The 25,199-nt window shown below is 64.1% G+C and carries 27 protein-coding genes; 10 read left to right on the forward strand and 17 right to left on the reverse strand.

The annotated features are described in order from the left end of the window. Positions 1-110: 110 nt before the first annotated feature. Positions 111-386 carry a hypothetical protein gene (locus tag MSTE_RS25545; protein WP_162291659.1) on the forward strand — a complete coding sequence of 92 codons (276 nt, stop codon included), beginning with the start codon at positions 111-113 and terminating at the stop codon, positions 384-386. Positions 387-508: 122 nt separating this feature from the next. Then, positions 509-2,758: a SulP family inorganic anion transporter gene (locus MSTE_RS15180; RefSeq protein WP_096502414.1), complete on the forward strand. Its 2,250-nt coding sequence runs from the start codon at positions 509-511 to the stop codon at positions 2,756-2,758. A 10-nt stretch (positions 2,759-2,768) separates the two neighbouring features. Here MSTE_RS15180 and MSTE_RS15185 read toward each other — a convergent pair whose 3' ends face one another. After that, positions 2,769-3,284 (reverse strand): HTH-type transcriptional regulator AldR, encoded by a 516-nt coding sequence (locus tag MSTE_RS15185; protein WP_096502416.1) that lies wholly within the window; start codon positions 3,282-3,284, stop codon positions 2,769-2,771. A 98-nt stretch (positions 3,285-3,382) separates the two neighbouring features. Between MSTE_RS15185 and ald the strand changes: the two genes are divergently transcribed. Further along, on the forward strand, positions 3,383-4,498 hold the full coding sequence (ald, locus tag MSTE_RS15190) for an alanine dehydrogenase (RefSeq protein WP_096502418.1): 1,116 nt from the start codon (positions 3,383-3,385) through the stop codon (positions 4,496-4,498). A 79-nt stretch (positions 4,499-4,577) separates the two neighbouring features. Here ald and MSTE_RS15195 read toward each other — a convergent pair whose 3' ends face one another. The 9 genes from MSTE_RS15195 to MSTE_RS15235 all read right to left on the reverse strand — a co-directional run bounded on the left by MSTE_RS15195 (position 4,578) and on the right by MSTE_RS15235 (position 14,565). Further along, positions 4,578-5,603, reverse strand: a complete 1,026-nt coding sequence (locus MSTE_RS15195; protein WP_096502420.1) for a hypothetical protein — start codon at positions 5,601-5,603, stop codon at positions 4,578-4,580. Beyond that, the gene (locus tag MSTE_RS15200; protein ID WP_096502422.1) at positions 5,600-7,105 is read right to left on the reverse strand and encodes a flavin-containing monooxygenase; all 1,506 of its coding nucleotides are present in this window, start codon (positions 7,103-7,105) and stop codon (positions 5,600-5,602) included. The genes MSTE_RS15195 and MSTE_RS15200 overlap by 4 nt, the downstream gene beginning before the upstream one ends. A 146-nt stretch (positions 7,106-7,251) precedes the next feature. Then, positions 7,252-8,067, reverse strand: coding sequence for an SDR family oxidoreductase (locus tag MSTE_RS15205; protein WP_096502424.1), 816 nt, complete (start codon positions 8,065-8,067; stop codon positions 7,252-7,254). Between the two features lie 9 nt (positions 8,068-8,076). Next, positions 8,077-8,850: a DUF2182 domain-containing protein gene (locus MSTE_RS15210; RefSeq protein WP_096502426.1), complete on the reverse strand. Its 774-nt coding sequence runs from the start codon at positions 8,848-8,850 to the stop codon at positions 8,077-8,079. Between the two features lie 29 nt (positions 8,851-8,879). Then, complete coding sequence (locus MSTE_RS15215) at positions 8,880-10,193, reverse strand: M16 family metallopeptidase (RefSeq protein ID WP_078322164.1); 1,314 nt, start codon at positions 10,191-10,193, stop codon at positions 8,880-8,882. Next, the gene (locus MSTE_RS15220; protein WP_096502428.1) at positions 10,177-12,444 is read right to left on the reverse strand and encodes a polyribonucleotide nucleotidyltransferase; all 2,268 of its coding nucleotides are present in this window, start codon (positions 12,442-12,444) and stop codon (positions 10,177-10,179) included. Before MSTE_RS15220 ends, MSTE_RS15215 begins: the two co-directional genes overlap by 17 nt. Before the next feature lie 271 nt (positions 12,445-12,715). Next, positions 12,716-13,222 carry an LppU family putative lipoprotein gene (gene lppU / locus MSTE_RS15225; RefSeq protein WP_096505946.1) on the reverse strand — a complete coding sequence of 169 codons (507 nt, stop codon included), beginning with the start codon at positions 13,220-13,222 and terminating at the stop codon, positions 12,716-12,718. A 17-nt stretch (positions 13,223-13,239) separates the two neighbouring features. Continuing rightward, a complete protein-coding gene (rpsO, locus tag MSTE_RS15230) occupies positions 13,240-13,509 on the reverse strand; it encodes a 30S ribosomal protein S15 (RefSeq protein WP_030093922.1) in 270 nt (89 codons plus the stop codon). A gap of 93 nt (positions 13,510-13,602) precedes the next feature. Beyond that, positions 13,603-14,565, reverse strand: a complete 963-nt coding sequence (locus MSTE_RS15235) for a bifunctional riboflavin kinase/FAD synthetase (protein ID WP_096502430.1) — start codon at positions 14,563-14,565, stop codon at positions 13,603-13,605. A gap of 104 nt (positions 14,566-14,669) precedes the next feature. Here MSTE_RS15235 and mntR point away from each other — a divergent pair, with 104 nt between their 5' ends. After that, positions 14,670-15,392: a manganese-binding transcriptional regulator MntR gene (gene mntR / locus MSTE_RS15240; RefSeq protein WP_096502432.1), complete on the forward strand. Its 723-nt coding sequence runs from the start codon at positions 14,670-14,672 to the stop codon at positions 15,390-15,392. Position 15,393: 1 nt separating this feature from the next. After that, positions 15,394-15,966, forward strand: a complete 573-nt coding sequence (locus tag MSTE_RS15245) for a DUF4262 domain-containing protein (RefSeq protein ID WP_096502434.1) — start codon at positions 15,394-15,396, stop codon at positions 15,964-15,966. Positions 15,967-15,969: 3 nt separating this feature from the next. On the opposite strand, the gene truB is transcribed toward MSTE_RS15245, so the two are convergent. The 4 genes from truB to MSTE_RS15265 are packed head-to-tail and all read right to left on the reverse strand — an operon-like array spanning position 15,970 to position 18,952. Next, positions 15,970-16,866 carry a tRNA pseudouridine(55) synthase TruB gene (gene truB, locus MSTE_RS15250; RefSeq protein ID WP_096502436.1) on the reverse strand — a complete coding sequence of 299 codons (897 nt, stop codon included), beginning with the start codon at positions 16,864-16,866 and terminating at the stop codon, positions 15,970-15,972. Beyond that, the gene (gene pptT, locus MSTE_RS15255; RefSeq protein WP_096505948.1) at positions 16,863-17,504 is read right to left on the reverse strand and encodes a 4'-phosphopantetheinyl transferase PptT; all 642 of its coding nucleotides are present in this window, start codon (positions 17,502-17,504) and stop codon (positions 16,863-16,865) included. Before pptT ends, truB begins: the two co-directional genes overlap by 4 nt. A gap of 4 nt (positions 17,505-17,508) precedes the next feature. Further along, a complete protein-coding gene (locus MSTE_RS15260) occupies positions 17,509-18,462 on the reverse strand; it encodes a metallophosphoesterase family protein (RefSeq protein ID WP_030093932.1) in 954 nt (317 codons plus the stop codon). Between the two features lie 13 nt (positions 18,463-18,475). After that, positions 18,476-18,952, reverse strand: coding sequence for a carboxymuconolactone decarboxylase family protein (locus tag MSTE_RS15265; protein ID WP_057966146.1), 477 nt, complete (start codon positions 18,950-18,952; stop codon positions 18,476-18,478). Positions 18,953-19,071: 119 nt separating this feature from the next. On the opposite strand from MSTE_RS15265, the gene MSTE_RS15270 reads away from it, so the two are divergent. Continuing rightward, positions 19,072-19,695 (forward strand): DUF3558 domain-containing protein, encoded by a 624-nt coding sequence (locus MSTE_RS15270; protein WP_096502438.1) that lies wholly within the window; start codon positions 19,072-19,074, stop codon positions 19,693-19,695. An 11-nt stretch (positions 19,696-19,706) separates the two neighbouring features. Here the strand turns inward: MSTE_RS15270 and MSTE_RS15275 are convergent, their stop codons facing one another. Continuing rightward, positions 19,707-19,976 carry a DUF2277 domain-containing protein gene (locus MSTE_RS15275; RefSeq protein ID WP_057966148.1) on the reverse strand — a complete coding sequence of 90 codons (270 nt, stop codon included), beginning with the start codon at positions 19,974-19,976 and terminating at the stop codon, positions 19,707-19,709. 81 nt (positions 19,977-20,057) lie between these two features. Here MSTE_RS15275 and MSTE_RS15280 point away from each other — a divergent pair, with 81 nt between their 5' ends. Genes MSTE_RS15280 through MSTE_RS15290 form a run of 3 tightly spaced genes read left to right on the forward strand, consistent with a single transcriptional unit; the run spans position 20,058 to position 23,126 of the window. Then, entirely contained in the window at positions 20,058-21,266 is a 1,209-nt protein-coding gene (locus MSTE_RS15280; protein WP_096502440.1) for an acyl-CoA dehydrogenase family protein, read from the forward strand. Continuing rightward, positions 21,217-22,371, forward strand: a complete 1,155-nt coding sequence (locus MSTE_RS15285) for an acyl-CoA dehydrogenase family protein (RefSeq protein ID WP_231897104.1) — start codon at positions 21,217-21,219, stop codon at positions 22,369-22,371. Before MSTE_RS15280 ends, MSTE_RS15285 begins: the two co-directional genes overlap by 50 nt. Continuing rightward, complete coding sequence (locus tag MSTE_RS15290; protein WP_096502445.1) at positions 22,368-23,126, forward strand: enoyl-CoA hydratase; 759 nt, start codon at positions 22,368-22,370, stop codon at positions 23,124-23,126. Before MSTE_RS15285 ends, MSTE_RS15290 begins: the two co-directional genes overlap by 4 nt. A 69-nt stretch (positions 23,127-23,195) precedes the next feature. Here MSTE_RS15290 and MSTE_RS15295 read toward each other — a convergent pair whose 3' ends face one another. Continuing rightward, on the reverse strand, positions 23,196-23,417 hold the full coding sequence (locus tag MSTE_RS15295) for a hypothetical protein (protein ID WP_096502447.1): 222 nt from the start codon (positions 23,415-23,417) through the stop codon (positions 23,196-23,198). A gap of 121 nt (positions 23,418-23,538) precedes the next feature. On the opposite strand from MSTE_RS15295, the gene MSTE_RS15300 reads away from it, so the two are divergent. Beyond that, positions 23,539-23,880 (forward strand): hypothetical protein, encoded by a 342-nt coding sequence (locus MSTE_RS15300; protein WP_096502449.1) that lies wholly within the window; start codon positions 23,539-23,541, stop codon positions 23,878-23,880. On the opposite strand, the gene MSTE_RS15305 is transcribed toward MSTE_RS15300, so the two are convergent. Beyond that, positions 23,881-25,188: an MATE family efflux transporter gene (locus MSTE_RS15305; protein ID WP_162291660.1), complete on the reverse strand. Its 1,308-nt coding sequence runs from the start codon at positions 25,186-25,188 to the stop codon at positions 23,881-23,883. Positions 25,189-25,199 lie beyond the last annotated feature (11 nt).

Genomic DNA, 25,199 nt, shown 5'->3' on the forward strand with positions numbered 1-25,199 from the left:
CTGGTACTCTGGAGCCCATGTCGGGCCGCAAGCGATACATGCGCGCGGGGGGCGTCGCGATCGCTCTCCTTGCGGCCCTGTGTTTCCTTGGACCTGCCACACACGGGCAGATGTTCGGATGGCGAGCAGCCATCATTGGAACTTCGCCAGCATCCAACCTGCTGCCCGAGGAAGTCCACGAACACGTCAAGAGTCCTGTCAGCGCGACCGCTACACGGATCCGCCAGCAACCTGGCTCGATACCGGTTCCGGCCGCATTCGTGATGACAGTGCTCTTGGGCGCGACCCTCTTGGCGCTCATGGTGTCGCGGGGCTTCGTGTTCTCACGAGCGCCCGACAATTTGGGACGACAACGCCTTATCACCATCGGAATAGATAGACGCTGAGCAGTCGCCGTGACGGCAAAGAAGCCGTCGTACGCGTCTCACCCACCCATCTATCCACTTTGTCGCGCATGCGCATCTAGTCGCAGCTGCAGCGACCCTTCTTCCCGATAGGGCTTACTGTCATGACGACTTCCGTCACCGAGCAGGCTTCGAAGCCGTCGTTACTGCAGAATCTGCGGCACGACCTCCCCGCCTCCCTCGTCGTTTTCCTCGTCGCGCTGCCACTTTCTCTCGGTATCGCGATCGCCTCCGGTGCCCCGCTGATGGCGGGTCTCATCGCCGCCGTGGTCGGCGGCATCGTCGCCGGCGCCATCGGCGGATCACCACTGCAGGTCAGCGGCCCCGCCGCCGGCCTTACCGTGGTGGTGGCCGAGATCATCAACAAGTTCGGCTGGCAGATGACCTGCCTGATCACCATTGGTGCGGGCTTGCTGCAGATCCTGTTCGGCCTGAGCCGAATCGCCCGAGCCGCACTGGCCATCGCACCGGTCGTGGTGCACGCCATGCTCGCCGGCATCGGCGTGACCATCGCTCTTCAACAGGTCCATGTCCTCATGGGTGGCTCATCGCGGAGCTCCGCGTGGCAGAACCTGAAGGCGCTGCCGCAGGGGGTCCTCAACCACCATCTCCCCGATGTGATCATCGGCGTCATGGTCATTGCGATCCTGTTGCTCTGGCCCAAACTGCCTCCCAAGATTCGCATGATCCCCGGCGCCCTGGTGGCGATCGTGGCCGCGACCGCCTTCGCGGTCCTCACCAACTCCCCAGCCGAGCGAATCTCCCTGTCGGGTGACTTCTTTGACGCGATCAGTTTCCCGACGCTGATCGGCCCGGCCGACGGAGACTGGGCCGGAGTGCTCTTGGGCGTGCTGACCATCGCTTTGATCGCGAGCGTCGAGTCGCTGTTGTCCGCGGTCGCCGTCGACAAACTGCACACCGGTCCGCGCACCAACTTCGATCGCGAGATGATCGGTCAGGGCAGCGCCAACGTGGCCTCCGGCTTCCTCGGCGGCTTGCCTATCACCGGCGTGATCGTGCGTAGCTCGACCAACGTGGCCGCGGGCGCCAAGACCCGTGCCTCGTCGATCCTGCACGGTGTGTGGGTGTTGCTGTTCGCCTCGCTGTTCAGCAGCGTGGTGCAGCTCATCCCCAAGGCCGCCCTGGCCGGTCTGTTGATCATCATCGGCGTCCAGTTGGTCAAGTTGGCCCACATGAAGTTGGCCTGGCGCACAGGCGATCTGGCGGTCTACGCGGTGACCATCGTGTCCGTCGTGTTCCTCAATCTGCTCGAAGGCGTGGGCATCGGACTCGTGGTGGCTATCGGCATCTTGGTGGGCCGGGTCATGCGGGCACACATGGATGCCCGCCCGTTCGGCACCGAGGGATCACGGCAGTGGCATGTCGAGCTCGACGGCACCCTGAGCTTCCTGTCGCTGCCCCGGCTGACCAAGACCCTCAGCACGGTTCCGCCCGGCGCGCATGTCACGCTGGCCATCAACGCCGACTACGTCGACCACGCCATCTCCGAGGCCATCTCCGACTGGAAGCGTGCTCATGAGGCTGCCGGCGGCACCGTGATGATCGTCGAGTCCTCACACGCCAAGCTGCACCACGCCCACACCACCCGGCCACAGCGGCATTTCGTATCGCGCGCTGTCGGTCTGGTGCCGTGGCGGTCGTGGCGACGCAGCGACGACAACGGCGTGGGCGCATCGATCATCGATGGCATCAACGAGTACAACAGCCGAGGCTCGGGTGCGCTGCGACCGCATGTGTCCGAACTGGCCGACTACCAGGATCCCGATGCTCTCTTCCTCACCTGTGGCGATTCGCGCATCCTGCCCAATGTCATCACGGCCAGTGGACCGGGCGACCTGTTCACGATCCGCAATGTCGGAAATGTGGTGCCCACCGATCCAGCCGATGGCTCGGTAGACGCATCCCTGGACTTCGCCATCAACCAGCTGAACGTGAGTTCGGTTGTGGTGTGCGGGCATTCCTCATGCGGCGCGATGAAGGCACTGCTGTCCGAGTCGACCGAAGCGCCGACCACTCCGGTGGGACGCTGGCTCGACTATGCCCGCGACAGCCTCATCGCCTTCCAGGAACACCACCCTGCACGCACCAGCGCAGAGGCACACGGGTTCAACGAAGTCGACCAGCTCGGTGTCGTGAATGTGGCGATCCAGGTGGAACGCCTTATCCACCACCCGATTCTGGCCGGGGCCGTGGTGTCCGGGCGAGTTCGCGTGGTCGGCACGTTCTTCAACATCGCCGAAGCGCACGTCTATGAGGTGGATGAGAACGGGATCGTGGGCCAGGACGGCAACACGAACGACATCGTCGAGGACCCGGCGCCGGCAACCAGCTGAGCGGCGACCTCTACAAGGGGGCTCCCCCACGTAGGTGCTCGAAGATCAACGACGTCTGCGTGCCCGCGACATCGGGCTGTGCGTTGAGTTTCTCAACCACGAAGGACCTCAGGTCCTCGGTGTCGCGGGCCGCCACGTGCAGGATGTAGTCGTCGGCACCCGCCAGGAAGTACACGTCGATGACCTGTGGCAGTTGACGTATGTCCCGGATAAACGTACGAATCTTTCCGCGCGCGTTGGCCTGCAGACTGACTGAAATCATCGCTTGCAGGGGCCGGCCGATGGCGGCCGGGTCGACGTCGGTGAAGAATCCACGGATCACCCCGGTTTCCTGCAGGCGTCGGACACGTCCATGACACGTCGACGCCGCGATCCCCACAGCCTCGGCGAGCGCACTGTTGGGTATTCGTGCATCGTCATGCAGTTCCATCAGAATGCGGCGGTCGACGTCATCAAGATCCACGCGCCGAACATCATTCGGCGCGCTTGGCATGTCGTACCGAGATTCCGGTGATTTCGCGGTCATCTATGGAATGTAGCGAATCTTCCACATAATTATTGCGCCTTTACCGACGCTTCTTCACACTTGAACACGAGACTTAGTTCCGAAACAGGAGAAGCATCATGCGTGTAGGCATCCCTACCGAGATCAAGAACAACGAGTACCGCGTAGCTACCACCCCGGCCGGGGTGGCCGAGCTGACCCGCCGTGGCCACGAGGTGATCGTCCAGGCCGGCGCGGGTGAGGGCTCTTCGATATCCGACGTTGACTTCAAAGCCGCTGGCGCGCAGGTCATCAACGGCGCTGAACAGGTCTGGGCCGAAGCCGATCTGCTGCTCAAGGTCAAGGAGCCGATCGAGCCCGAGTACGCCCTGATGCGTCGCGGCCAGACTCTCTTCACCTACCTGCACCTGGCGGCATCCCTGCCCTGCACCGAGGCGCTGCTGAAGTCGGAAACCACATCGATCGCCTACGAGACCGTGCAGACCGCCGATGGCGCACTCCCCCTGCTGGCTCCGATGAGCGAGGTGGCGGGGCGACTCTCCGCACAGGTCGGTGCCTACCATCTGATGACTCCGGTGGGCGGCCGCGGCGTGGTGATGGGAGGCGTTCCGGGCGTCGGCCCCGCCGACGTGGTCGTCATCGGTGGAGGTGTCGCTGGATACAACGCCGCGCGGATCGCCGCCGGAATGGGCGCTCATGTGACGGTTTTCGATGTCAACCTCAACAAGCTGCGCGAGCTGGATGCCGAATTCGGTGGCACGATCCGGACCCGCTACTCGTCCACCATGGACCTGGAGGGGGCCGTCAAGCGGGCCGACCTGGTGATCGGCGCAGTACTCATTCCTGGCGCCAAGGCACCCAAGCTCGTATCGAATTCACTTGTAGCCCAGATGAAGCCGGGCTCAGTGCTCGTGGACATCGCCATCGACCAGGGCGGTTGCTTCGCCGACTCGCGGCCCACCACCCACGACGAGCCGACCTACTCGGTACATGACAGCGTGTTCTACTGCGTGGCGAACATGCCCGGCGCCGTGCCCCGCACATCCACCTTCGCCTTGACCAACGCCACCATGCCGTACGTCTTGGCTCTGGCGAACAAGGGTTGGCAGCAGGCTTGCCGACAGGATGCCGCACTGGCCAAGGGACTCTCGACGCACGAGGGTGCGCTTCTTAATGCGCACGTCGCCGAGGATCTCGGGCTGTCCTTCACCGATCCCGCGGAAGTTCTCGCCTAGAGAACATGTTCCGAGGTGCCCGCCTCTGAGCGACACACCCGATCTGTACCGGGAACTGTCACTCGCAGGCGGGCACTACCTAGACCGCGGTCTCCGCGGTGAGGTCGTTGGTCCACGTCGGTGTCTTGATCTTCTTGCGATACGGCACTTTGTCGTTGAACTTGTTCACCGCACGACCCACCTTATGCAGCGGATGATCGAAGTCGGTGAAATAGGTGCTGTTCACAATGGGGTAACGCAGGACCCGGAAGACAGGCAACCGGCTGGCATTACTGCTCTTGCGGCCGCCTGATTCCGCATAGCGATCGAATGCACGCTGAATCAGAATCGTGTCGATACCCATGTTCCGCATCGCGTCACCCACCCGTGTCAGAAAGCCCGCGAAGCGGATCACGTGGGGGTTGGCCAAGCCAACTGCCCGCACGATTGTCACCGGCTTGAGCAGCGGGGCCACATCCTCCACCAGCATCCGGGAGAACTTGCGGGTACCCAGCATGTCCATGACCGCGAATCCAATTGCCAAATGGCGTGATTCGTCGGAGTTGATCTTGGCGAACACCTCATGGAACAGCGGATCCTCGACCTCGCCGGACAAGAATTTCAGGACGGCGCCGTCGAGCCCAACCTCGAAGAACGGGATGACAGTGGCCATGTAGACGAATGGCAGTCGACGGTCACCGAGGTTGTCGAACCCGCGCAGCGCCTGCAACAGGGCCTTGATATCCCCGGACTGCGGCGGGACTTCGCCCTCCTCGAGCATGCCCCACCGGCGCATCAGTGCGATCTCGGCATTGGCGTGCCGCTGCTCCTCGGCATGGAAGTAGCTGTAGATCTCCCGCAGCGTGTCACTGGGCGCGGTGATACCCAGCGTGCCCATCATTCGGCCACCGATGTGCTCGATCCACACCAGGTCCGACATGAATTGCTTGAGGTCGTCGAACTGCTCCGGGTTGATGGTCTCGGCCCCGGGCTTGTCCCAGTCGAAGTCGGCCAGAGTCCACTGCCTGGCCTTGATCTTGCCGAGGACATTCTCGAAGAACTCGTCGTTTTTCGAGATGTCCTTGGTGTTCTCTCTGGTCAGCTCGTCCGGGAGCACTGCGGTCATTGGGCTACCCCTAACTTCGTCGAATTGGCGGACACGAGTTCTTGCTGGGTAAGAATCTTGTAGTCGGCGGCATCCAGGTCGGCTAGCGCACGCCTGAATTCGCTTGTCGTACCGGGGAAAAGCTCACTGCCGACGGTTTCCGTGGGCTTGTACCAGCGGAACACGCCATCGCGCCAGGTGGTTCGATCGAATCGCCGTATCGCGTGCGCCCGTTCACGTTCCAGGGGCTCCCTCCGCACCTCGATGGAGACAAAAGCCAACGAATCAACTAGGGCCAATGACGCTGTCACATAATCGATTTGCGCCTCGATATGTGATAGACCCGCCAACGCGTTGGAACCGGAACCGGGGCCGGTGAGCAGGAAAAGATTGGGGAATCCGGGCACGTTCACACCACGGAAAGCCTTCGGCTGCGAACCCCACTGCTCGTCGAGCGTGGAACCGTCAACCCCCTTGATGGCGAACGGCGCTTCGATCAGCACCTCGGGGGCATCGAGGGCGAAGACCAGACAGTCGGCCTTGTGAGTCATCGCATCGGCCGACCGCACCCCGATGGCGCTCACTCCGGTAACGGGCCACGGAACCAGCTTGCAATTGTCTTGCTGCAGCGCCGAATAGAAATCATCGGAGAACAGAATCCGGCGGCTACCCGCACGATAGGCCGGAAGCAGGTTGCGACGTAACCAAGGATCCTTCACATTGCGGTTGAGATGATTCTCGGCCACCGCCTCGACGAACCGGGTGCCCACTCCACGCCACACCAAACCCCGGCGCAGCGCCTCATGCGAACGGCTGGCCACCCGTCCCGCAATGGATCCCGATGCACGCGAAAGCAGCCTCCCGACCGTGCTCGACGACTCTCCGCCCCAGCGTGGCAGCACCCAGTCCGGGGTGCGCTGAAATACGCGCACCCGTGCCGCCTTCTTGACCAATTCGGGCACCACGTGCACGGTGCTGGCCCCCGCCGCGATCACCGCCACGTTACGGCCGGTGAAATCGAAGTCCGGATCCCAGTCCGCCGTGCTCAGCACGGGGCCGTCGAACTGCTCGATACCGTCGAGTTGCGGCGGCACCGGCGATGTTCCGGCGCCGACCGCCACGATGACGCGCCGCGCGAAGATCGATTTCTTACCCGCCACCGTGATCCGCCAAGTGGCCTTCGCCGGTTCGTACGCAAGCGCCGTGACCCGATGCCGCAGTCGCAGCACCGGTCCGAGGTCATGCCGTGCGATGAGGTCGCGGTGATAGGACAGGACACTGTCACGTGTGGCCCACACAGAGCTGGACGATGTGTTGGGCGAAAACGCATACGACTGCTGCACCGCCAACTCGTCGCCGACGACGGCAGCGAACGTGCTGCGCTGCCAGTAGCCGCCAACCTCGGGCGCTTGCTCGAGAACCAGCAAGCTTTCCACCCGGGCCTGGCGCAATCGAGCGGCCATTCCCAGTCCGGCCATGCCGGCTCCGATGACCACTACGTCAACAGGGTTATCGACTGCCATGTGCGCGGTTACCGCCCTCATCTTCGTTGACGAATTGCTAACTTACGTCAACGCTAGCAGGCCGGAGGCCTGATACGACAAGAGCTGAGTTAGTCACATCAGCTACAAATATGTGATCTGTGTCACTGCAATGTGTCGCGCACCGGCTACGAGGACTTGACCTGCTCTTCGAGTACGCCCTGGTAGCGGCGCATGCCGGCGATCCACCGGTCGTAATCGGCGCCCTTCTGCCGGTACATATCGAGCACCTGCGGATGCGGCAGCACCAGGAAGGTCTCCGCACGTACCGCATCCAGCGTGATCCTCGCAACGGCCTCGGGTTCCAGTACCTCCCCGGCGGTCGTGATCGAGCTACCGGCCACCTTGGTGGCGGGATCATCGGATTGCGTGAGACCGTCAAGCAGCGGGGTCTTCACCCCCATCGGGCATAAGCAGCTCACCCCGATCCCTTTGTCGCCGTAAGTGATCGACAGCCATTCGGCGAAACCGACGGCCGCGTGTTTGGTCACCGAATAGGCAGGTGAACCGAGCTGGGTGAGCAGCCCGGCAGCAGAAGCGACCGACACAAAGTATCCGCGTCCGCGCTCCACCCATTTCGGCGTCAGCAAGGTTGCCGCCCGGATATGTGCGCGCAGATTCACATCGAAGGCAAGGTCCCAAGCGGCCTCGCCGATATCCAGTCCTAGACCACAGCCAATGCCCGCGTTGGCCGCGTAGAGATCGACGGGGCCAAATTCCTTCTCCGCCAAGGCGATGAGGGCCTCGATATCGGCGCTCGAGCCGGCATCGGCACGCTGTCCGATGATGCGGCCCGCCCGCGCCGCGGCAGTAGCCGCCACAGCATCGGCATCGATGTCCGCGGCCACGACCCTGGCTCCGTCATCCGCCAGCCCCCAGGCGAGGGCCTGTCCGATTCCAGAACCGGCTCCGGTGACGATGGCGACGCTGCCGTTGATGTCCATGCCCGAACCCTATTGGATGGCGAAAACCCCGATCGCAGCAGCCGCGACGACGAACAGGCCCGCAAGAAGCCATGCAGTTCGGCGCGGATACCGGGTGAATCGCTCCCAGGTGACCGCGACGGTCAATCCCACCATCCACGCCAGGTGTGCCGAGGGGGCGACCGCCATCGTCAGCATCATGGCCCAGCAGGAGCGGATGCACGCCCACCCGCTGATTGCTCCGAATCGCATGAGGCCCTTGGCCGCCGGCCATCCGTCCGGAGGCAGCGGTGTTGAGCCGTGACATTCGCCGAGCGCCCGACACTTCATCGGAGTGAGCTGCCACATCGCCGTCAGCAGGAGCACGCCCGCGAACAACCACCAGCGGTTGATGTTGGCGGTGGCGGGGAGCGCCAGGGTGATGATCAGGCCAACCACCGTCCACATTGCGAGCCAGACCGCCGCATAGAGAACCAGCGCACGCCCGCGGCCCCGTGGCACGTTCTGCTCGACGTACCGGACCGCAGGAAGTGTGGTCGGTCCCATCATCGCGATGGTCATGACAATCCAGGAGACGATGGCGATCCACAATGCGGGCTGATGCACCACCGGCGTGGCCATCGGTGCCATGTTCGCGTGATCCATGCCCGGCATATGCTCGGCCATGGGCGCTTGCGTGTGGGCGGTGGCGTGCTGCGGGAGGAACGCGAAACCCAACCACGACAAGAGAATTATCGCGGTCGCGATCCCTGTGTATCTGCCAGCCGCCAGTTCTCTGACGCGCTGGATCGCGTTGGCGACCATCAGTAAGAGAATATCTTGCCGACGCGCACCTAGCTTGCGGATTCGATCATCGTTCGCAGTGCACGCGGCAGCGTCCGCTTGGATCGGTACGGACCGACGACGGCCGCACCGGCTCGACCGCTGAGCAGCTGGCGCGCGATGCCATTGACTTCGTCGACCGTCACCGCCTCGATCTTGTCCAGGGTCGCCGAAATCGTGCGGTGCTTACCGTTGTTCAGTTCGCTGCGGCCCATTCTGTTCATGCGCGACGCCGAATCCTCAAGCCCCAGAACAAGTCCGCCGGACAGCGCACCCTTGGCCCGCTCGATCTCCGCCGCGGTGAATCCACCCTCGACGACCGACCCCAATACCTGCGAGGTCACCTTGGCCACCTCGTCGAAGCGCTCCGGCGAGCAGCCCGCGTACACCGACAACGCTCCGGTATCGGAGAAGGTGTCCACCGTCGAGTAGACCGCGTACACCAATCCACGCTGCTCGCGAATCTCTTGGAACAGGCGGGAACTGAGCCCACCGCCCAACGCGCTGTTGAGCACCGACAACGCCCAGCGGTACTGCCAGCCACGTCCGGGGGTACGCACTCCCAGCGACAGGTGTACCTGCTCACCGTCCCGCGATACCAACTCCAGCCCCGGTGTTGCCGTGACTCGACCGCTCCCCTTACGCGGCGCCACCGTCTTCACCGAAGAATCCAGATGCGACTTGAAGTACTTGCGCGCCAAGCGCACTACACGATCGTGCTCGATGTTCCCGGCCACGGCCAACACCATGCGCTCGGGCCGATACCGGCGGACGTGAAACGAATGCAGCTGAGATCGCGTCATCGTCGATATGGATTCCGAGCTGCCGAGCACACTGCGGCCTATCGGATGATCGCCGAACAGAGCCCCGAGGAACGCCTCCCCCAACAGATCCTCGGGGTCGTCGTCGCGCATCGCGATTTCTTCGAGCACGACATCGCGCTCGACCTCGACGTCCTCGCTGGCGCATCGTCCACGCAGCACCACATCGGCCACCAGGTCGATCGCCAGCTCCAGATCGGAGTCCAGCACGTGTGCGTAGTAGCAGGTCTGCTCACGCGCGGTGAATGCGTTCAGCTCACCGCCGACGGCGTCAATCGACTGTGCGATATCGGCCGCCGACCGCGTGGGCGTCGACTTGAACAGCAGGTGTTCGAGGAAGTGTGCCGCACCGGCGACACTGCGCCCCTCATCGCGCGAGCCGACGTCGACCCACACGCCGACGGACGCCGAGCGCACCGAGGGCATCGCCTCGGTGACTACTCGGAGACCGCCAGGAAGGACCGTGCGACGTACGGCGCTCGGAACGCTACTCCGCGACGGCATCTGCCGGCTTGGCCTCGGCCGCACCGTTACTGTCGGCGGAAGCGTCCGCGGCCTCGTCGTCGCCCACGGGGACCAGCGAGATCTTGCCGCGGTTGTCGATGTCGGCGATCTCGACCTGAATCTTGTCGCCGACCTTGACCACGTCCTCGACCTTCGCGATCCGCTTGCCCTTGCCGAGCTTGCTGATGTGCACCAGTCCGTCGCGGCCCGGAAGCAGCGACACGAACGCACCGAAATCGGTTGTCTTAACCACGGTTCCGAGGAAACGCTCACCGATCTTGGGCAGCTGCGGGTTGGCAATGGCGTTGATCTTGTCGATCGCGGCCTGCGCCGCCTCGCCGTTGGAGGCGCCCACGAAGACGGTGCCGTCATCCTCGATGGAGATGCTGGCGCCGGTCTCCTCGGTGATCGAGTTGATCATCTTGCCCTTGGGCCCGATCACCTCACCGATCTTGTCGACCGGCACCTTGATGGTCGTGATGCGCGGCGCGTACGGGCTCATCTCGTCGGGTGCGTCGATGGCCTCTGCCATCACCTCGAGGATGGTGGCGCGGGCGTCCTTGGCCTGCGACAGGGCGGCGGCCAGCACCTGCGACGGGATGCCGTCGAGCTTGGTGTCGAGCTGCAGAGCCGTGACGAAGTCCTTGGTGCCGGCGACCTTGAAGTCCATGTCGCCGAAGGCATCTTCGGCGCCCAGGATGTCGGTGAGCGCAACGAAGCGACGCTCGGTGGTTCCGTCGGCCAGTTCGATGTCATCGGACACCAGGCCCATGGCGATACCGGCGACGGGGGCCTTCAGCGGCACACCGGCATTCAGCAGCGACAGTGTCGAGGCGCAGACCGAACCCATCGAGGTGGATCCGTTGGAGCCCAACGCTTCCGAGACCTGACGGATGGCGTACGGGAACTCCTCGACGCTCGGCAGCACCGGCATGAGCGCGCGCTCGGCGAGAGCGCCGTGGCCGATCTCGCGACGCTTGGGCGAGCCGACGCGACCGGTCTCACCGGTCGAGAACGGCGGGAAGTTGTAGTGGTGCATGTAGCGCTTCGAGGTCTCCGGCCCCAGCGAGTCGATCTGCTGGGCCATCTTGACCATGTCGAGGGTGGTGACGCCCATGATCTGGGTCTCGCCACGCTCGAAGAGCGCGCTGCCGTGCGCCCGCGGGATCACAGCGACCTCGGCCGACAGCGCACGGATGTCGGTGACACCGCGGCCGTCGATACGGAACTGGTCCTTCAGGATGCGCTGGCGCACCAGCTTCTTGGTGAGCGAACGGAATGCCGCGCCGATCTCCTTCTCGCGGCCATCGAAGCCCTCCTGCAGACGACCCAGAACCTCGACCTTGATTTCATCGGTCTTCTCGTCGCGCTCGGCCTTGCCCGCGATGGACAGCGCCTGCGACAGCGGCTCTGTGGCCACGGCAGCGACGGCGGCGAATGCGTCGTCCTGGTACTCGGGGAACAAGGGGTACTCGCCGACGGGCTTGGCGGCCTTCTCGGCCAGCTCCTGCTGCGCGGTGCACAGCGCGGCGATGAACGGCTTGGCGGCCTCAAGGCCCTCGGCGACGACGGCTTCCGTGGGAGCGCCCGCTCCGCCTTCTACAAGCGCGATGACGTTGTCGGTGGCCTCGGCCTCGACCATCATGATGGCGACATCGTCGGCGGTCTTACGGCCGGCGACGACCATGTCGAACACCGCCGTCTCCAGCTGCTCGATCGTCGGGAACGCCACCCACTGGCCCTCGATCAGGGCTACCCGGACACCGCCGACGGGGCCGGTGAAGGGCAGCCCGGCGATCTGCGTGGACGCCGACGCGGCGTTGATGGCCAGCACGTCGTACAGGTCGGCGGGGTTCAGGCTCAGCACCGTCACCACGACCTGGATTTCGTTGCGCAGCCCGCTGACGAAGGTCGGGCGCAGCGGCCGGTCGATGAGACGACAGGTCAGGATGGCGTCGGTGGAGGGACGTCCCTCACGGCGGAAGAAGGAGCCGGGGATCCGGCCCGCGGCATACATCCGCTCCTCGACGTCAATGGTCAGCGGGAAGAAGTCGAAATGATCCTTGGGGCTCTTGCTGGCGGTCGTGGCCGACAGCAGCATGGTCTCGTCATCCAGGTAGGCGACGACGGAGCCGGCGGCCTGCTGGGCCAGCCGTCCGGCCTCGAACCGGATGGTGCGGGTGCCGAAGGTCCCGTTGTCGATGGTCGCGGTGGACTCGAAAACGCCTTCTTCAATTTCTGTAACAGACATAGGTTCTGGAATACCTCTCATACATTCTCAGTGAGCAGCACGAGGCTGCGTTGGGCATACGTGCCATCACGCGGTCAGCGCGCGGACGTACCAGCGCGAAGTGGACCCGGAAGGTGATCGGCCACGGCCGTTCGATCGAAGCCGCCGGGGAATCGATGAGCACAAGCTTCGAACCCGGCAGCCACTACCGAAGACCGCCCGTTACCCGGCGGGACCAGCATGACAACCCAGACACCCTATCACCTGCGGCGTTTGCGGCCATGCACCTTGATCAGGGCAGTTCCTCCACGCATACGGTGAAGTTGCGATCGACATACGGATAGCCAAGCCCGGTGATGCATTCGTCGGCAGTCGAGACTTCCTGCAGGACTTGGGTGACGCGTTTCTTGTTCTGAGCGTTGACGTCGTTGCAGTCAACCCGCACCGGGTCGCCATCCCACTTATCGGGGACGCTCATGCAGCTGCCGACCACCCAGTCGATGTCCAGGCACAGAGCCTGACTCTTACGACCGAAACCGCGCTTGGCGTAGTACGAGGAGTCGGCGTCACGCGGACAGTCCGCATCGGTCGCCGCCTTGGCGAAGACCTTGAAATTGGACTGAGGACTGCCACACGGTTCCTTGACCAGCTTGGCGTGCTGATCGGTGCCACTGAGATTGACGCAGTCACCAACGGCGAAGCCGTCGGTGGCGCCTGCCATCGAACACGCCGACAACAGGACCGCACCGACAACGACAAGAGCGACAGATACCGCGCCTCGGATTCCAGAACGACCCAGCCGAGGAGAAGACAAAGTCAGCGGCGCAGACCCAGGCGTTCGATCAGCGAGCGGTAGCGCGCGACGTCGACCTTGGCGATGTACTTGAGCAGGCGGCGACGACGGCCGACCAGCAGCAGTAGACCACGACGGCTGTGGTGATCGTGCTTGTGAGTCTTGAGGTGCTCGGTCAGATCGACGATGCGCTTGGTCAGCATCGCGACCTGGGCCTCGGGAGAACCGGTGTCGGTCTCGTGCAGCCCGTACTGGGTGAGGATTTCTTTCTTCTGCTCGGTAGTCAATGCCACGGCAAGCTTCTCCATCACTGGGGTTCGCGTCGAATGTTTCTGGTGGGCCACCGCGAACTGCAGCTCACACCGGTGTTGAAGTGTACCGGCGGGCTAGCCTCGCGCCAAAATCGTGCGAGCTTTCTGGGCATCGCGCCCCATCTCGTCCACGAGTGCGTCGACCGAATCGAACTTCTCCATGCTGCGGACCCGCGCCACGAAATCGACGGCGACATGCTGGCCGTAGAGGTCCGCTGCGGTGTCCATGATGAACGCCTCGACGGTGCGGGCCTTGCCGGAGAACGTGGGGTTGCTGCCCACCGAGACGGCCGCCTGATAGCGCTCACCCGGCACGACGGTTCCCATGGTGGGTCCGTGCCCGAGCAGCGTGAACCAGGCCGCATACACCCCGTCGGCGGGAATGGCGGCGAACATCGGCGGCGCCACGTTGGCCGTCGGGAAGCCCAGTTCCCGCCCGCGCCCATCACCACGGACCACGACGCCTTCGACGCGGTGGGGACGGCCCAGTGCTTCGGTGGCCGCCACCATGTCACCGGCGTCGACGCAGGATCTGATGTACGTCGAGGAGAACGTGACCGCATGCTCGGCGACAAGAGAGACCGCGTCGACCTTGAAGCCGAATCGCTCGCCCGCCTTCTTGAGCATGTGGACATTCCCGGCGGCCTTCTTGCCGAAGGTGAAGTTCTCCCCGACCACTACCTCGGCCACATGCAGACGCTCGACCAGCAGTTCGTGCACGTATCGCTCGGGCGAAAGTTTCATGAATTCAGGGGTGAACGGCACCACCAGGAAGACATCCACGCCCAGTTCCTCGGCCAGTTCGGCGCGCCGGGTCAGGGTTGTGAGCTGGGCCGGATGGGTTCCCGGGAACACCACTTCCATCGGGTGAGGGTCGAAGGTCATCAGGACGCTCTTGAGATTGAGCTCGCGCGCCGCCTTCACCGCACGCCCGATCAGTTCGGCGTGACCTCGGTGTACTCCGTCGAATACGCCGATCGTCAGAACGCACCGACCCCAATCGGACGGGATTTCGTCTTGCCCGCGCCAGCGTTGCACGGCATAAAGCCTACTTCGGAAGATGCGAGAAGGCCGACTTGGCTTTCGGGACGCGGCGCCTGGTTGGGCTGAGCATCCCTCGGCGCCTGGTTAGGCTAAGCATCGTGAGCCCCACTCGATCCGACCGACCCGCCGGATCCGCCGACACCGACCTGACGACGGTTGCCCAGGACTACCTCAAGGTGATCTGGACCGCGCAGGAGTGGTCGCGCGAGAAGGTGAGCACCAAGATGCTGGCCGAACGCATGGGCGTATCGGCGAGCACCGCCTCCGAGTCGATCCGCAAGCTGGCCGACCAAGGTCTGGTGGATCACGAGAAGTACGGCGCCGTGACGTTGACAAGCCAGGGCCGCAAGGCCGCGGTGCTCATGGTCCGTCGGCACCGGCTGCTGGAGACGTATCTGGTCAACGAACTCGGCTACGGGTGGGACGAGGTACACGACGAGGCCGAGGTGCTCGAACACGCCGTCTCGGATCTGCTGCTGGCCAAGATCGACGCGAAGCTCGGTCACCCCCAGCGCGATCCGCACGGCGATCCGATTCCCGGCCCTGACGGGCAGGTGCCCACTCCCCCGGCTCGCCAGCTGTCGGACTGCGCCAACGGCGACACCGGCGTGGTGGCCCGGATCTCCGACTCAGATCCTGAAATGCTGCGGTACTTCGACACGGTCGGTGTGGCACTGGATGCCCGGGTGACGGTCGACGAACGACGGGACTTCGCCGGAACCATCTCGGTGTCCATCGACAGCGCAGGGCCAGACAGCGACGAGAAGAAGCTGGAGCTGGGAAACCCTGCAGCTCAATCGATTTGGGTCGTACTCGACTGAAATGACCGACCACGCGGCGTGTGAGTGCCTCCTGTGCGTCGACTACGGCGACCGCCATGACTACAACGACAGCGATCGCGACATCATCGGCAGTGTCACCGAATACGGTTGGAGTGCACTGGGAATCGGCCCCACTTCGGCGGAGGAAAGTCCACCGTTTGCCTACACCGTGGGACTGTGGCACACCATGCGTCTGCCCGAGTTGGCGATCTACGGGGTCAACGACATCACCATGATGCAGCGTGCCCTCAACGCGGTCGCCAAGCAGGCACAAGATGGGCGGGTCTTGCAGGTCGGCGAGACGTTCGACGAAGTGCTGGCTCTGCCCGCCGTGGACGACTACCAGGTCAAGCTCTCGCCCATTGATCCGAGTTGGTATGACAACGAGTTCGGATTCGGACTGTGGTTCAACCGGACCAACCACGTGCGGTACCTGCAGATCCTCTGGCCCGATGGCGAGGGCCGATTCCCCGGGAACCCAGAGCTCGATCCACATTTCGCCGACCGGCAGCCGCTGATGTGGATGCCCAGGGAGTTGCACCCGCCGAGCCGTTGGATTCGCGACTCCGACTGACCGCTACAGATTCGCCGGGCGCAACACCACCACCGACGTGGTGCGAGAACCCTTATCGGCCAACAACGCAATGACGCGATTATCGGCATCCACCGCCGCGTAGGTCCCCTCGATGCCCGCGGCCGACAACGGACGCCCATTGCGCACCGAGTCGACCTCCGCCACATCCAAGTCACGTCGGGGGAATCCATCCCGGCAGGCAGTGTCCAGATCCAGCGTCAATGTCGCATCATCGGCGAGCTCCTCGAGTGTGCGCGCCCGGTCCAGCGAGAAGTCACCAACCCTGGTGCGCCGCAATGCCGTCAGATGCCCACCCACGCCCAGCGCGGCCCCCGCATCACGGGCCAGCGCCCGAATGTAGGTCCCCGAGGAGCAGTCGACCTCCACGTCCACATCGACATAGCCATCGCCCGGCCGCCGCACCGCCAACACGTCGAACCGCGAGACGCGCACGGGCCTGGCCGCCAGCTCGACAGACTGCCCCTCGCGCGCGAGTTTGTATGCGCGCTGCCCGTCCACTTTGATAGCGCTCACCGAGGACGGCACCTGTTCGATATCCCCGCGCAGCCGGGCTACGGCCGCCTCGATATCCGTGTCGGTCAGATGAGAAGCCGAGACAGTTTGTAACACCTCACCTTCGGCGTCATCGGTACTGGTGTTCTGCCCAAATCGAACGGTGGCCGCGTACGACTTGGTAGTCAACGTCAGCAGTCCCATGATCTTGGTGGCGCGTTCGATGCCGATCACCAGCACCCCCGTGGCCATCGGATCGAGAGTGCCGGCATGCCCCACCTTGCGCGTGGAAAATATTCTGCGGCAACGCGATACCACGTCGTGGCTTGTCATTCCGGCGGGCTTGTCGACAATCACCAGGCCCGCACGGCTCAGCGGATCGGTCACGGCACCACGATGGCGGTCAAGATCAGACCCTTGTCGATGATCCATCGGCCGTCGAACGTCGAGAGCACACTGCCGTCGTTGGCCTCACCGTCCACCAGGATTCGAGAGGTGAAGGTCCCGTCCGGGTCGAGCGTGATGTGGGCGTCCTCGAAGCCGAGCCACCGCGTTGTCAGCGGGAACCATGCTTTATACGTCGTCTCCTTGGCGCAGAACAGCAATCGATCCCAATGTATGCCCTCGGGTAAGGCGGCGAGTTCATCGCGCTCGACCGGAATGGTGATCGACTTGAGCACGCCGTTGGGCAAGACGTCGTGCGGCTCGGCGTCGATCCCCACCGAACGCACTTCGCCTACGCGGCCCACCACCGCACCGCGAAATCCCTCCGTATGCGTCATGCTGCCCACCACGCCGTTGGGCCACAATGGCTGCCCCTTGTCTCCCTTGAGAATCGGGACCTCGGGTACGCCAAGGACGGACAGGGCCTGCCGCGCGCAGTACCGCACGGTGATGAATTCATTGCGCCGCTTGGCCACCGACTTGGCGATCAGCGGTTCCTCCTCCGGCAGCGGCGCCAACCCGGGTGGATCCTCATACAGTTCGGCCGACGACAGCACATCGGGAACCACCGAGGCGATCAACTCATCAGTCACTGGCGCGCTCCTTGGCAAGCCGTTCACGGAATCGCTTAGCCGACACCCTCATCTGTTCGGTGATCTCAAAATGACCACCGAACTCGTTGAGGTATCCGGGCGGATAGTGCGGGGCGGGAAGAATCTGCCTGAGCCACGAATACGGCTTACGCTGCGCCCATTCTCGCGGGTAGCCAACCGATACCTCTTCGAACCGGACATCGTCATACCAGGTGGTCCGTGGGATGTGCAGATGTCCGTACACCGAGCACACCGCGTTGTAGCGGGTATGCCAGTCCGCGGTCTCGGTAGTTCCGCACCACAACGAAAACTCCGGATAGAACAACGCATCACAGGGTTCACGCACCAGCGGAAAATGGTTCACCAGGACCGTCGGCGTCATCCAGTCCAGATCTTCCAGCCGCTTCCTGGTGTACCGCAACCGATCCCGGCACCACGCATCACGCGTCGCGAAAGGCTCACTGGAGAGCAGGAACTCGTCGGTCGCCACGACATTACGATCGCGGGCGATCTTGAGCCCCTCGGCCTTGGAGTTGGCCCCCTCCGGCAGAAATGTGTAGTCGTACAACACGAACATCGGCACGATGGTCGCGGGACCACCTTGTTCCACCCACACCGGATACGGATGCTCGGGAGTGACGACGCCCATCTCATCGCACATATTGACCAGATAGTCATAGCGAGACTGCCCGAAGATCTGCATGGGATCACGCGCCGTCGTCCATAGTTCATGGTTGCCCGGCACCCAGATCACCTTGGCGAACCTGCGCCGCAACAGATCCAGCGCACCCCGGATGTCATCGCTACGTTCGGCCACATCACCGGCGACGATCAGCCAGTCCTCGGGTGAGGCCGGATGCAGTTCCTCGAGAACAGACTTGTTGGCCGACTGCCCGACATGCAGGTCACTGATCGCCCAGAGCCTGGGCTCCCGTTCCTGCGTCATCCGGCCAATGTACCTACAGGTTTATCTTGCAACTCTGTCCCACGTCGAGAACTCGCAGCGCACGTCCGCTTCCCACCCAGAACGCGCAGGACAGTGCCAGGTCCGTCAAGAGCCCGTCATCGAGGTGCTCGTGCGCCCGCGCCCAGAACTCGTCGTCCTCACGTAGTCCGACGTGATCGGTCGCGAAGCGATGCGCGAACTCGGCGGCGATCCGCTCGGCGTCGCTGTATCGGGGCGAGGTGCGCCACTGGTCGGCGTCCGCATAGAAGTCGGCGTCCAACTCTCCGCTCTGAACGAAGCGAGTGTTCTGGCACACGGAGCATTCATTCGCGAAGGCCACAGCCATACGCGCGAGCTCTCGCACCCCGATCGGAAGGCGGCTGCGGTTGTAGACCGCGTCCGAAAATCCGGCGAAGCCGGGCGCCATCTCGGGCGAGCCCATCAACCAGCCGGCCACATCATCGTCCGCGTAATTCCCAATTCGTGCCATGGCGTCACGATACTCCCGGACTAGAACGTGTTCTAGTGTTTTCGGTGTTCCGTATGAGATAGCCAGACACGCGGCTAGACTTCGGCGCACCGCGGCCGATCAGATTGAGGTGAATTCGCATGGCCCAACGGGCAGGCGTAGTCCGAGCTGGATTCTGCGTTGCCCTGATGGCGTTGACACTGGGCGGCCTCGTGGTCTGGCGTACCGCACCGTCAGAGCACGCCACCAGCGCACCGGTTCAGCTGCGGTTCTCCACGGCACCGATGACCGGCCCCGCGAGCACGGGGGCTGTCACCACCACGATCAAATGGCCGGTTGTCCCGGTCACCGATCCGCGCCCCTTTGATCCCTGCTACGAGATCCCCAGCTCCGTCATTGCTGCGGCGGGTCTTGACCAGACGCCGCCCGCGCCCGAAGAGGGGCTGCGCTGCCGCTACGACTCGCGCAACAACTACCAGTTGGCCGTCGAGGCGGTCGTGTGGCGCACGTATGAAGACTCACTACCGGCCGACGGCGTGGAGACAACCATCCAGGGTCACCGCGCGGCCGAGTACAACATCATGAAACCCACAGACTGGAACAACCAGTGGTGGGTGTCCTGCATGATCACCTTCAAGACCAGCTATGGCGTGGTCCAACAGTCGCTGTACTACGCATCGCAGAAGTACTCCCCCGACGGCCCCGGCTGCCTCGTGGAAAATCGCCGGGTCGCAAACATTCTCGCGCCCGCCTACAAGTTCTGAGATCAGATCGGTCAGCCGCGCGCCGCGATGCGTGCCTGCACCTCGGGGCGCCGCAACGGGGGCACCGTCTTGGGCGGTTGACGCCGCGCGGGCAGCACCGCGAGCAGCCGCATCGTCGTGGCCGTCACCTCCGCCACCGCATGCTCGAACGCTTCCCGGTTGGCATCGGAGGTCTTCTGAATCCCGCTGATCTTGCGGATGTACTGCCGCGCCGCCGCCTCGATCTCCTGGTCGGTCGCGGCAGGCTCCAGTCCGCGTAGTTCGGTGATGTTCCTGCACATACCTACGACAGTAGAAAGACAATTCCGATGACGCCATGCCCCACCCACCGGTTAGTTCACATACGCGTGTATACGTAAGTCATGCCAGTGACGTCATCGGAGCCGTCTAGCGCGCTACGCGAACGTATCGCCGCCGCCGCGCACGAGGTTCTCGCCACCCATCCCCCCGCCTCCACCCCTGTTACCGAGCTGCTGGGCGCCGTCTACGACGCCGGCCTGGCCTGGGTTCAGTTCCCGGTCGGCCTGGGTGGTCTCGACGCGCCTCCTGCGCTCCAGTCCGTCTCCGACACCATCCTGCGCGCGGCGGGCATGCCAGACCCGTTGTTTATCAACGTGATCGGCTACGGCATGGCGGCCCCCACAGTGCTCGCACACGGACAACCCGAGCTGACCCAACGGATTCTGCGTCCGCTGTTCACCGGCGAGGAGCTCTGGTGCCAGCTGTTCAGTGAGCCCGGCGCCGGTTCCGACCTAGCGGGCCTGGCCACCCGCGCGGTGCGCGACGGCGACGAATGGGTCATCAACGGCCAGAAGGTGTGGACCTCGGGCGCCCATCAGGCACGTTGGGCGCTGTTGGTGGCTCGCAGCAATCCCGAGGTTCCCAAGCACCGCGGCCTGACCTATTTCGTGGTCGATATGACCGATCCGGGCGTCGAGGTCCGTCCGCTGCGCCAAATGACCGGCGACGCGGAGTTCAACGAGGTGTACCTCACCGATGTCCGCATCCCGGATGCACATCGGCTGGGCAACGAAGGCGACGGCTGGCAAGTCTCGATGACAACGCTGATGAACGAGCGCAGCGCGCTGGGCGGGGCGTTCGACCACGGCCGGGGCGGCGGATCGATTGGCAATGCCCTGAATCTCTGGAAGCAGCGTCCCGACCTACACACCCCCGAACTGCGGGCCAAGCTGACGAGCCTGTTCGTGCGCTCAGAGGGAAACCGCTACGGCACCCAGATGAGAATCGCCGCCCAGGGCGATGCACCCATGGGTCCGGAGGGGTCGATCGGCAAGCTGATGGGCGCGGAGCTCAACCAGCAGATCTACGACTTCTGTGTCGAACTGCTGGGCATCGAGGCGACCCTGTACGCCTCCTATGACATGCGGCGCGTCGTCGAAGAGGACCGCCGCGCCGACACCATGTGGGCCTTCCTGCGGTCCAAGGCCAACACCATCGAGGGCGGCACCTCCGACGTGATGCGCAACATCATCGGGGAACGCGTTCTCGGGCTACCGGGCGATATCCGGGTCGACACCGACAAAGCATGGAAAGAGGTGCCCCGTGGCTGAATTCGAGTTCACCGAAGAGCATGGCGACCTGCGTTCACTGGTGCGTAGTTGGTGCGAGCGGGTCTGGACACCCGAGCATGTACGCCAGATCGCCGAGGCCGGCACCATCGACCTGGACGCCTGGCGCACCCTCGGATCCGAGCTGGGTGTCGTGGGACTCAGCCTGCCCGAAGAATATGGCGGCGCAGGCCTGGGCGTCATCGAATTATCCATCGTGGCAGAGGAATTGGGACGCACACTGGCTTGCCTGCCGTGGATATCCAGCGCAGCACTGGGTGCCACCGCACTCGTGGCCAGCGGGGACAACGACGCCCTTGCCGAATGGGTACCCGCGTTGAGCTCCGGCGACAAGACGATCACGCTGGCCGGGGGGCGCACCCGACTGGCCGACGCCATCACGGTGTCCGCCGAGTCCGATGACGACGGATGGAAGCTCACCGGCGACACCGAGCACGTTCCAGATGGTGCCACCGCCGACGTGATTCTGGTACTGGCCGATACCGATTCGGGCCCAACCCTTTTCGCGGTCGACGGGAACGCGCCGAGTGTCGATCGGCATGCCCTGGCCACCCTGGATCTGACCCGACGCCAGGCCAACATCCACTTCGACTCGACTCCCGCGCGGGTGATCGGCGAAGTCGGGAACGGCGCCTCGGCCGTATCGCGCGCACTGGACGTCGCAGCCACCGCACTGGCAGCCGAACAGGCCGGCATCGCTGCCCACATGCTGGATGTGACAACCGAATACGCCAAGTCCCGAATTCAGTTCGGACGGATCATCGGGTCGTTCCAGGCCGTCAAGCACCGCCTTGCCGACATGGCTGCAGCGGCCGGGAATGTGCGTGGCGCCGCCTACCACGCGGCATGGTCACATGACGACCCGAGCCTTGACGACCCTGCGTTGGCCACGAGCATCGCCCAACAGGTAGCGTCCGCGGGAGCGGTAGAGGTAACCGCCAAGGCCATTCAGAGCCATGGCGGCATCGGATTTACCTGGGAACACCCGGCTCACCTGTATTACAAACGGGCCGTCAGCAATTCGGCACTCTTCGGAGGCCGCGCCGTCCACGCCGAACGTATCGCCAAGGAGGTTATCGACGCATGACCGAACAAATTCTCTTGACGCAGACCGAAGACCGGATCTGCACCATCACACTCAACCGTCCGCAGGCCCGCAATGCGCTGAGCAAGGCGCTCGGCGAAGAGATCGTCAAGGCCGTCACCGCTGCCGACGCCGATGACAACGTCGACGTGATGATCCTGACCGCCGCCGACCCGGTGTTCTGCGCGGGCGTCGACCTCAAGGAATTGGGCAGCGGTGATCGTGCCGACACCCTGGACCCGTGGTGGCCGGAGCTGTCCAAGCCTGTCATCGGTGCCATCAACGGAGCCGCCGTCACCGGTGGCCTGGAGCTGGCATTGGCCTGCGACATCCTGATCGCCTCCGAAAAGGCTCGTTTCGCCGATACCCATGCGCGCGTTGGCATCCTGCCTACTTGGGGGCTGACCACGCTGCTCCCACTCTCGGTCGGACGCGGGCTGGCGCGGCGCATGAGCCTCACCGGCGACTACCTCTCGGCCGAGGACGCGTTACGAGCCGGCCTGGTCACCGAGGTGGTTGCCCATGAGGAGCTGCTCCCGGCGGCCAAGCGGCTCGCCACGACCATCGCCGGGAACAACCAACCCGCGGTGCGTGAACTGCTGGCCTCTTACCGGCGCATCGAGTCCGAGCTTGTCGGCAACGGCCTGCAAGTGGCCCTGGACGACGCGCATCGGTGGATCGAGCAGAACTCCATAGCCGAGGGTGTCGAAGAACGTCGCGCAGCCATCATGGCGCGCGGCCGTAGCCAGAACGCCTAGCGGTCGAAGCGGACTCAGCGATCCGACGAATTGTCGACCGCTGGGTCCGCCTAGGCGATCTTTCAACCCCTACATCAGGTGCGGCGTCTGCTTGTGGACTTTGTGATCGTGGTGCACCGTGCCGCCGACCACCGCGAATCCGAGTCCTGCGGTGACCAGTAATGCGATAGCCGCGACCATTCCCCAGCCGTGATGTCCGGAGGCCAACGCCGCCAACCCCAGTGCGGTGATCGTGACCGACACCAGCCCAAGGAAGTAGCCGGTCCACACGGCAAATCGATCAAGGTTCATTTCGAAACACCTCCTCATCCAGCGTTTCCCAGAATACTCCGCAAGTGACCTGGATCACATAGGCGACGTCTGGCAAACCCCGGATATCATCGAGTGAGCTACGCGATCAGGGGGAGAGTTCATGTCGTATCCACAGCAGTATCCAGCCGCTGCACCCAGGTACTTCCAGATACGGCTCACCAAACACACCGGGATGCTGATCATGTTCAGCACCCGGTCCTACACGATCACCGGCACACTTGAGCAGTGCGAGGCGGCCTACCGCGATGCCCAGACCCATAATCTGGCCGCCGGGTGGTGGAGCTTTCTGTCCGTCCTCGTCATGAACTGGGTCGCGATCTTCGGAAACATGGGGCAGATCAGACAGATCCGACGATTGGCAGCGCAGCCGCCGGTGTACCAGGGCTACCCACCGGCCGGATATCCGCAGCCGCAGTATCCGCAGTACCCACCGACGCATTGATCACGAGCCAGACCCCGGCACCGCCCAGCGTCCGGACAATGCGCGCCAGCCAACCAACATCAGCCGCAACACCAGGAAAAGGGTGAGCCCGGAACAGATTCCGGCCAGTCCCCATCCGTACGCCAGCGATAACCACACCAGCGGCAGGAATCCACACAATGCGCTGATCATGGTGGCGTTGCGCATGAACCGGGCGTCGGCGGCACCCAGCAGCACTCCGTCCAGTGCGAACACCACGCCCGAAATCGGCAACTGGCACACCAGGAACCACCACGGCACCCGCATCTGATGCAGCACCGCGGCGTCGGAGGTGAACAGCCCCGGCAACACCGGCGCACCGAGGGCCAGAAGGACAGCCAACACCACCGCGAAGCCCAGCGAGAACACCGTCACCCTCCGCGCCACGGACTTGGCCTGCGGCACCCGTCCGCCTCCTAGCGCGGCACCGACGAGAGTTTGTGCCGCAATGGCAAGCGAATCAAGAACCAGCGCAAGAAAACTCCACATCTGCAGGACCACCTGGTGCGCCGCCAGTGCTGCCGCCCCGAACCGCGCGGCCACCGCGGCGGCACTGATGAAGCAGGCCTGAAACGCCAGACTGCGCACCAGCAGATCACGCGCGAGTACCAGCTGCGCACGCAACACCGGCGGATCCATCCGAAGCCGAACCTGCTCGGCGTGCAGGGCACGTAAGAAGAGGATCGCGGCCAGCCACTGTCCCACCAGATTGGCGACGGCAGACCCCGCCAAGCCCATTCGGGGCGCATTCAGCAACCCGTAGATCAACACCGGGCATAGCACTGCCGAAACCGCAAAGCCGACAATCACATACCGCAACGGCCTGACTGTGTTCTGCACTCCCCGCATCCACCCGTTGCCGGCTAGTGAGATCAGGATCGCGGGCGCCGCGAAGATCGCGATACGCACCCACGTCAGGCCCTGCGCGGCTACATCGGGTGCCGCGGCGATAACCCGGACCACCGGCGCGGCCACCACATTCACCACCAGCACCACGGCGGCCCCGATGATGAGCGCCAACCAGGTCGCCTGCACTCCCTCATGAACCGCACCAGGACGGTCACCGGAACCGAACAGCCGCGCGGCGCGGGCGGTGGTGCCGTACGACAGGAAAGTCAGTTGCGTTCCGACAAGCGAGAGCACCAGTCCGCCGACTGCCAAACCCGCCAACGGCACCGCGCCCAGCCGACCCACCATGGCGATATCGAACAGCAGATACAGCGGCTCGGCCGCCAGCACACCCAGCGCGGGTACCGCCAAAGCGATGATCCGGCGGGCCAGCCCAGACATGCCGGCCGTGC

Origin of the sequence: [Mycobacterium] stephanolepidis (assembly GCF_002356335.1) — a bacterium.
In the GTDB taxonomy this organism is placed as follows: Bacteria; Actinomycetota; Actinomycetes; order Mycobacteriales; family Mycobacteriaceae; genus Mycobacterium; species Mycobacterium stephanolepidis.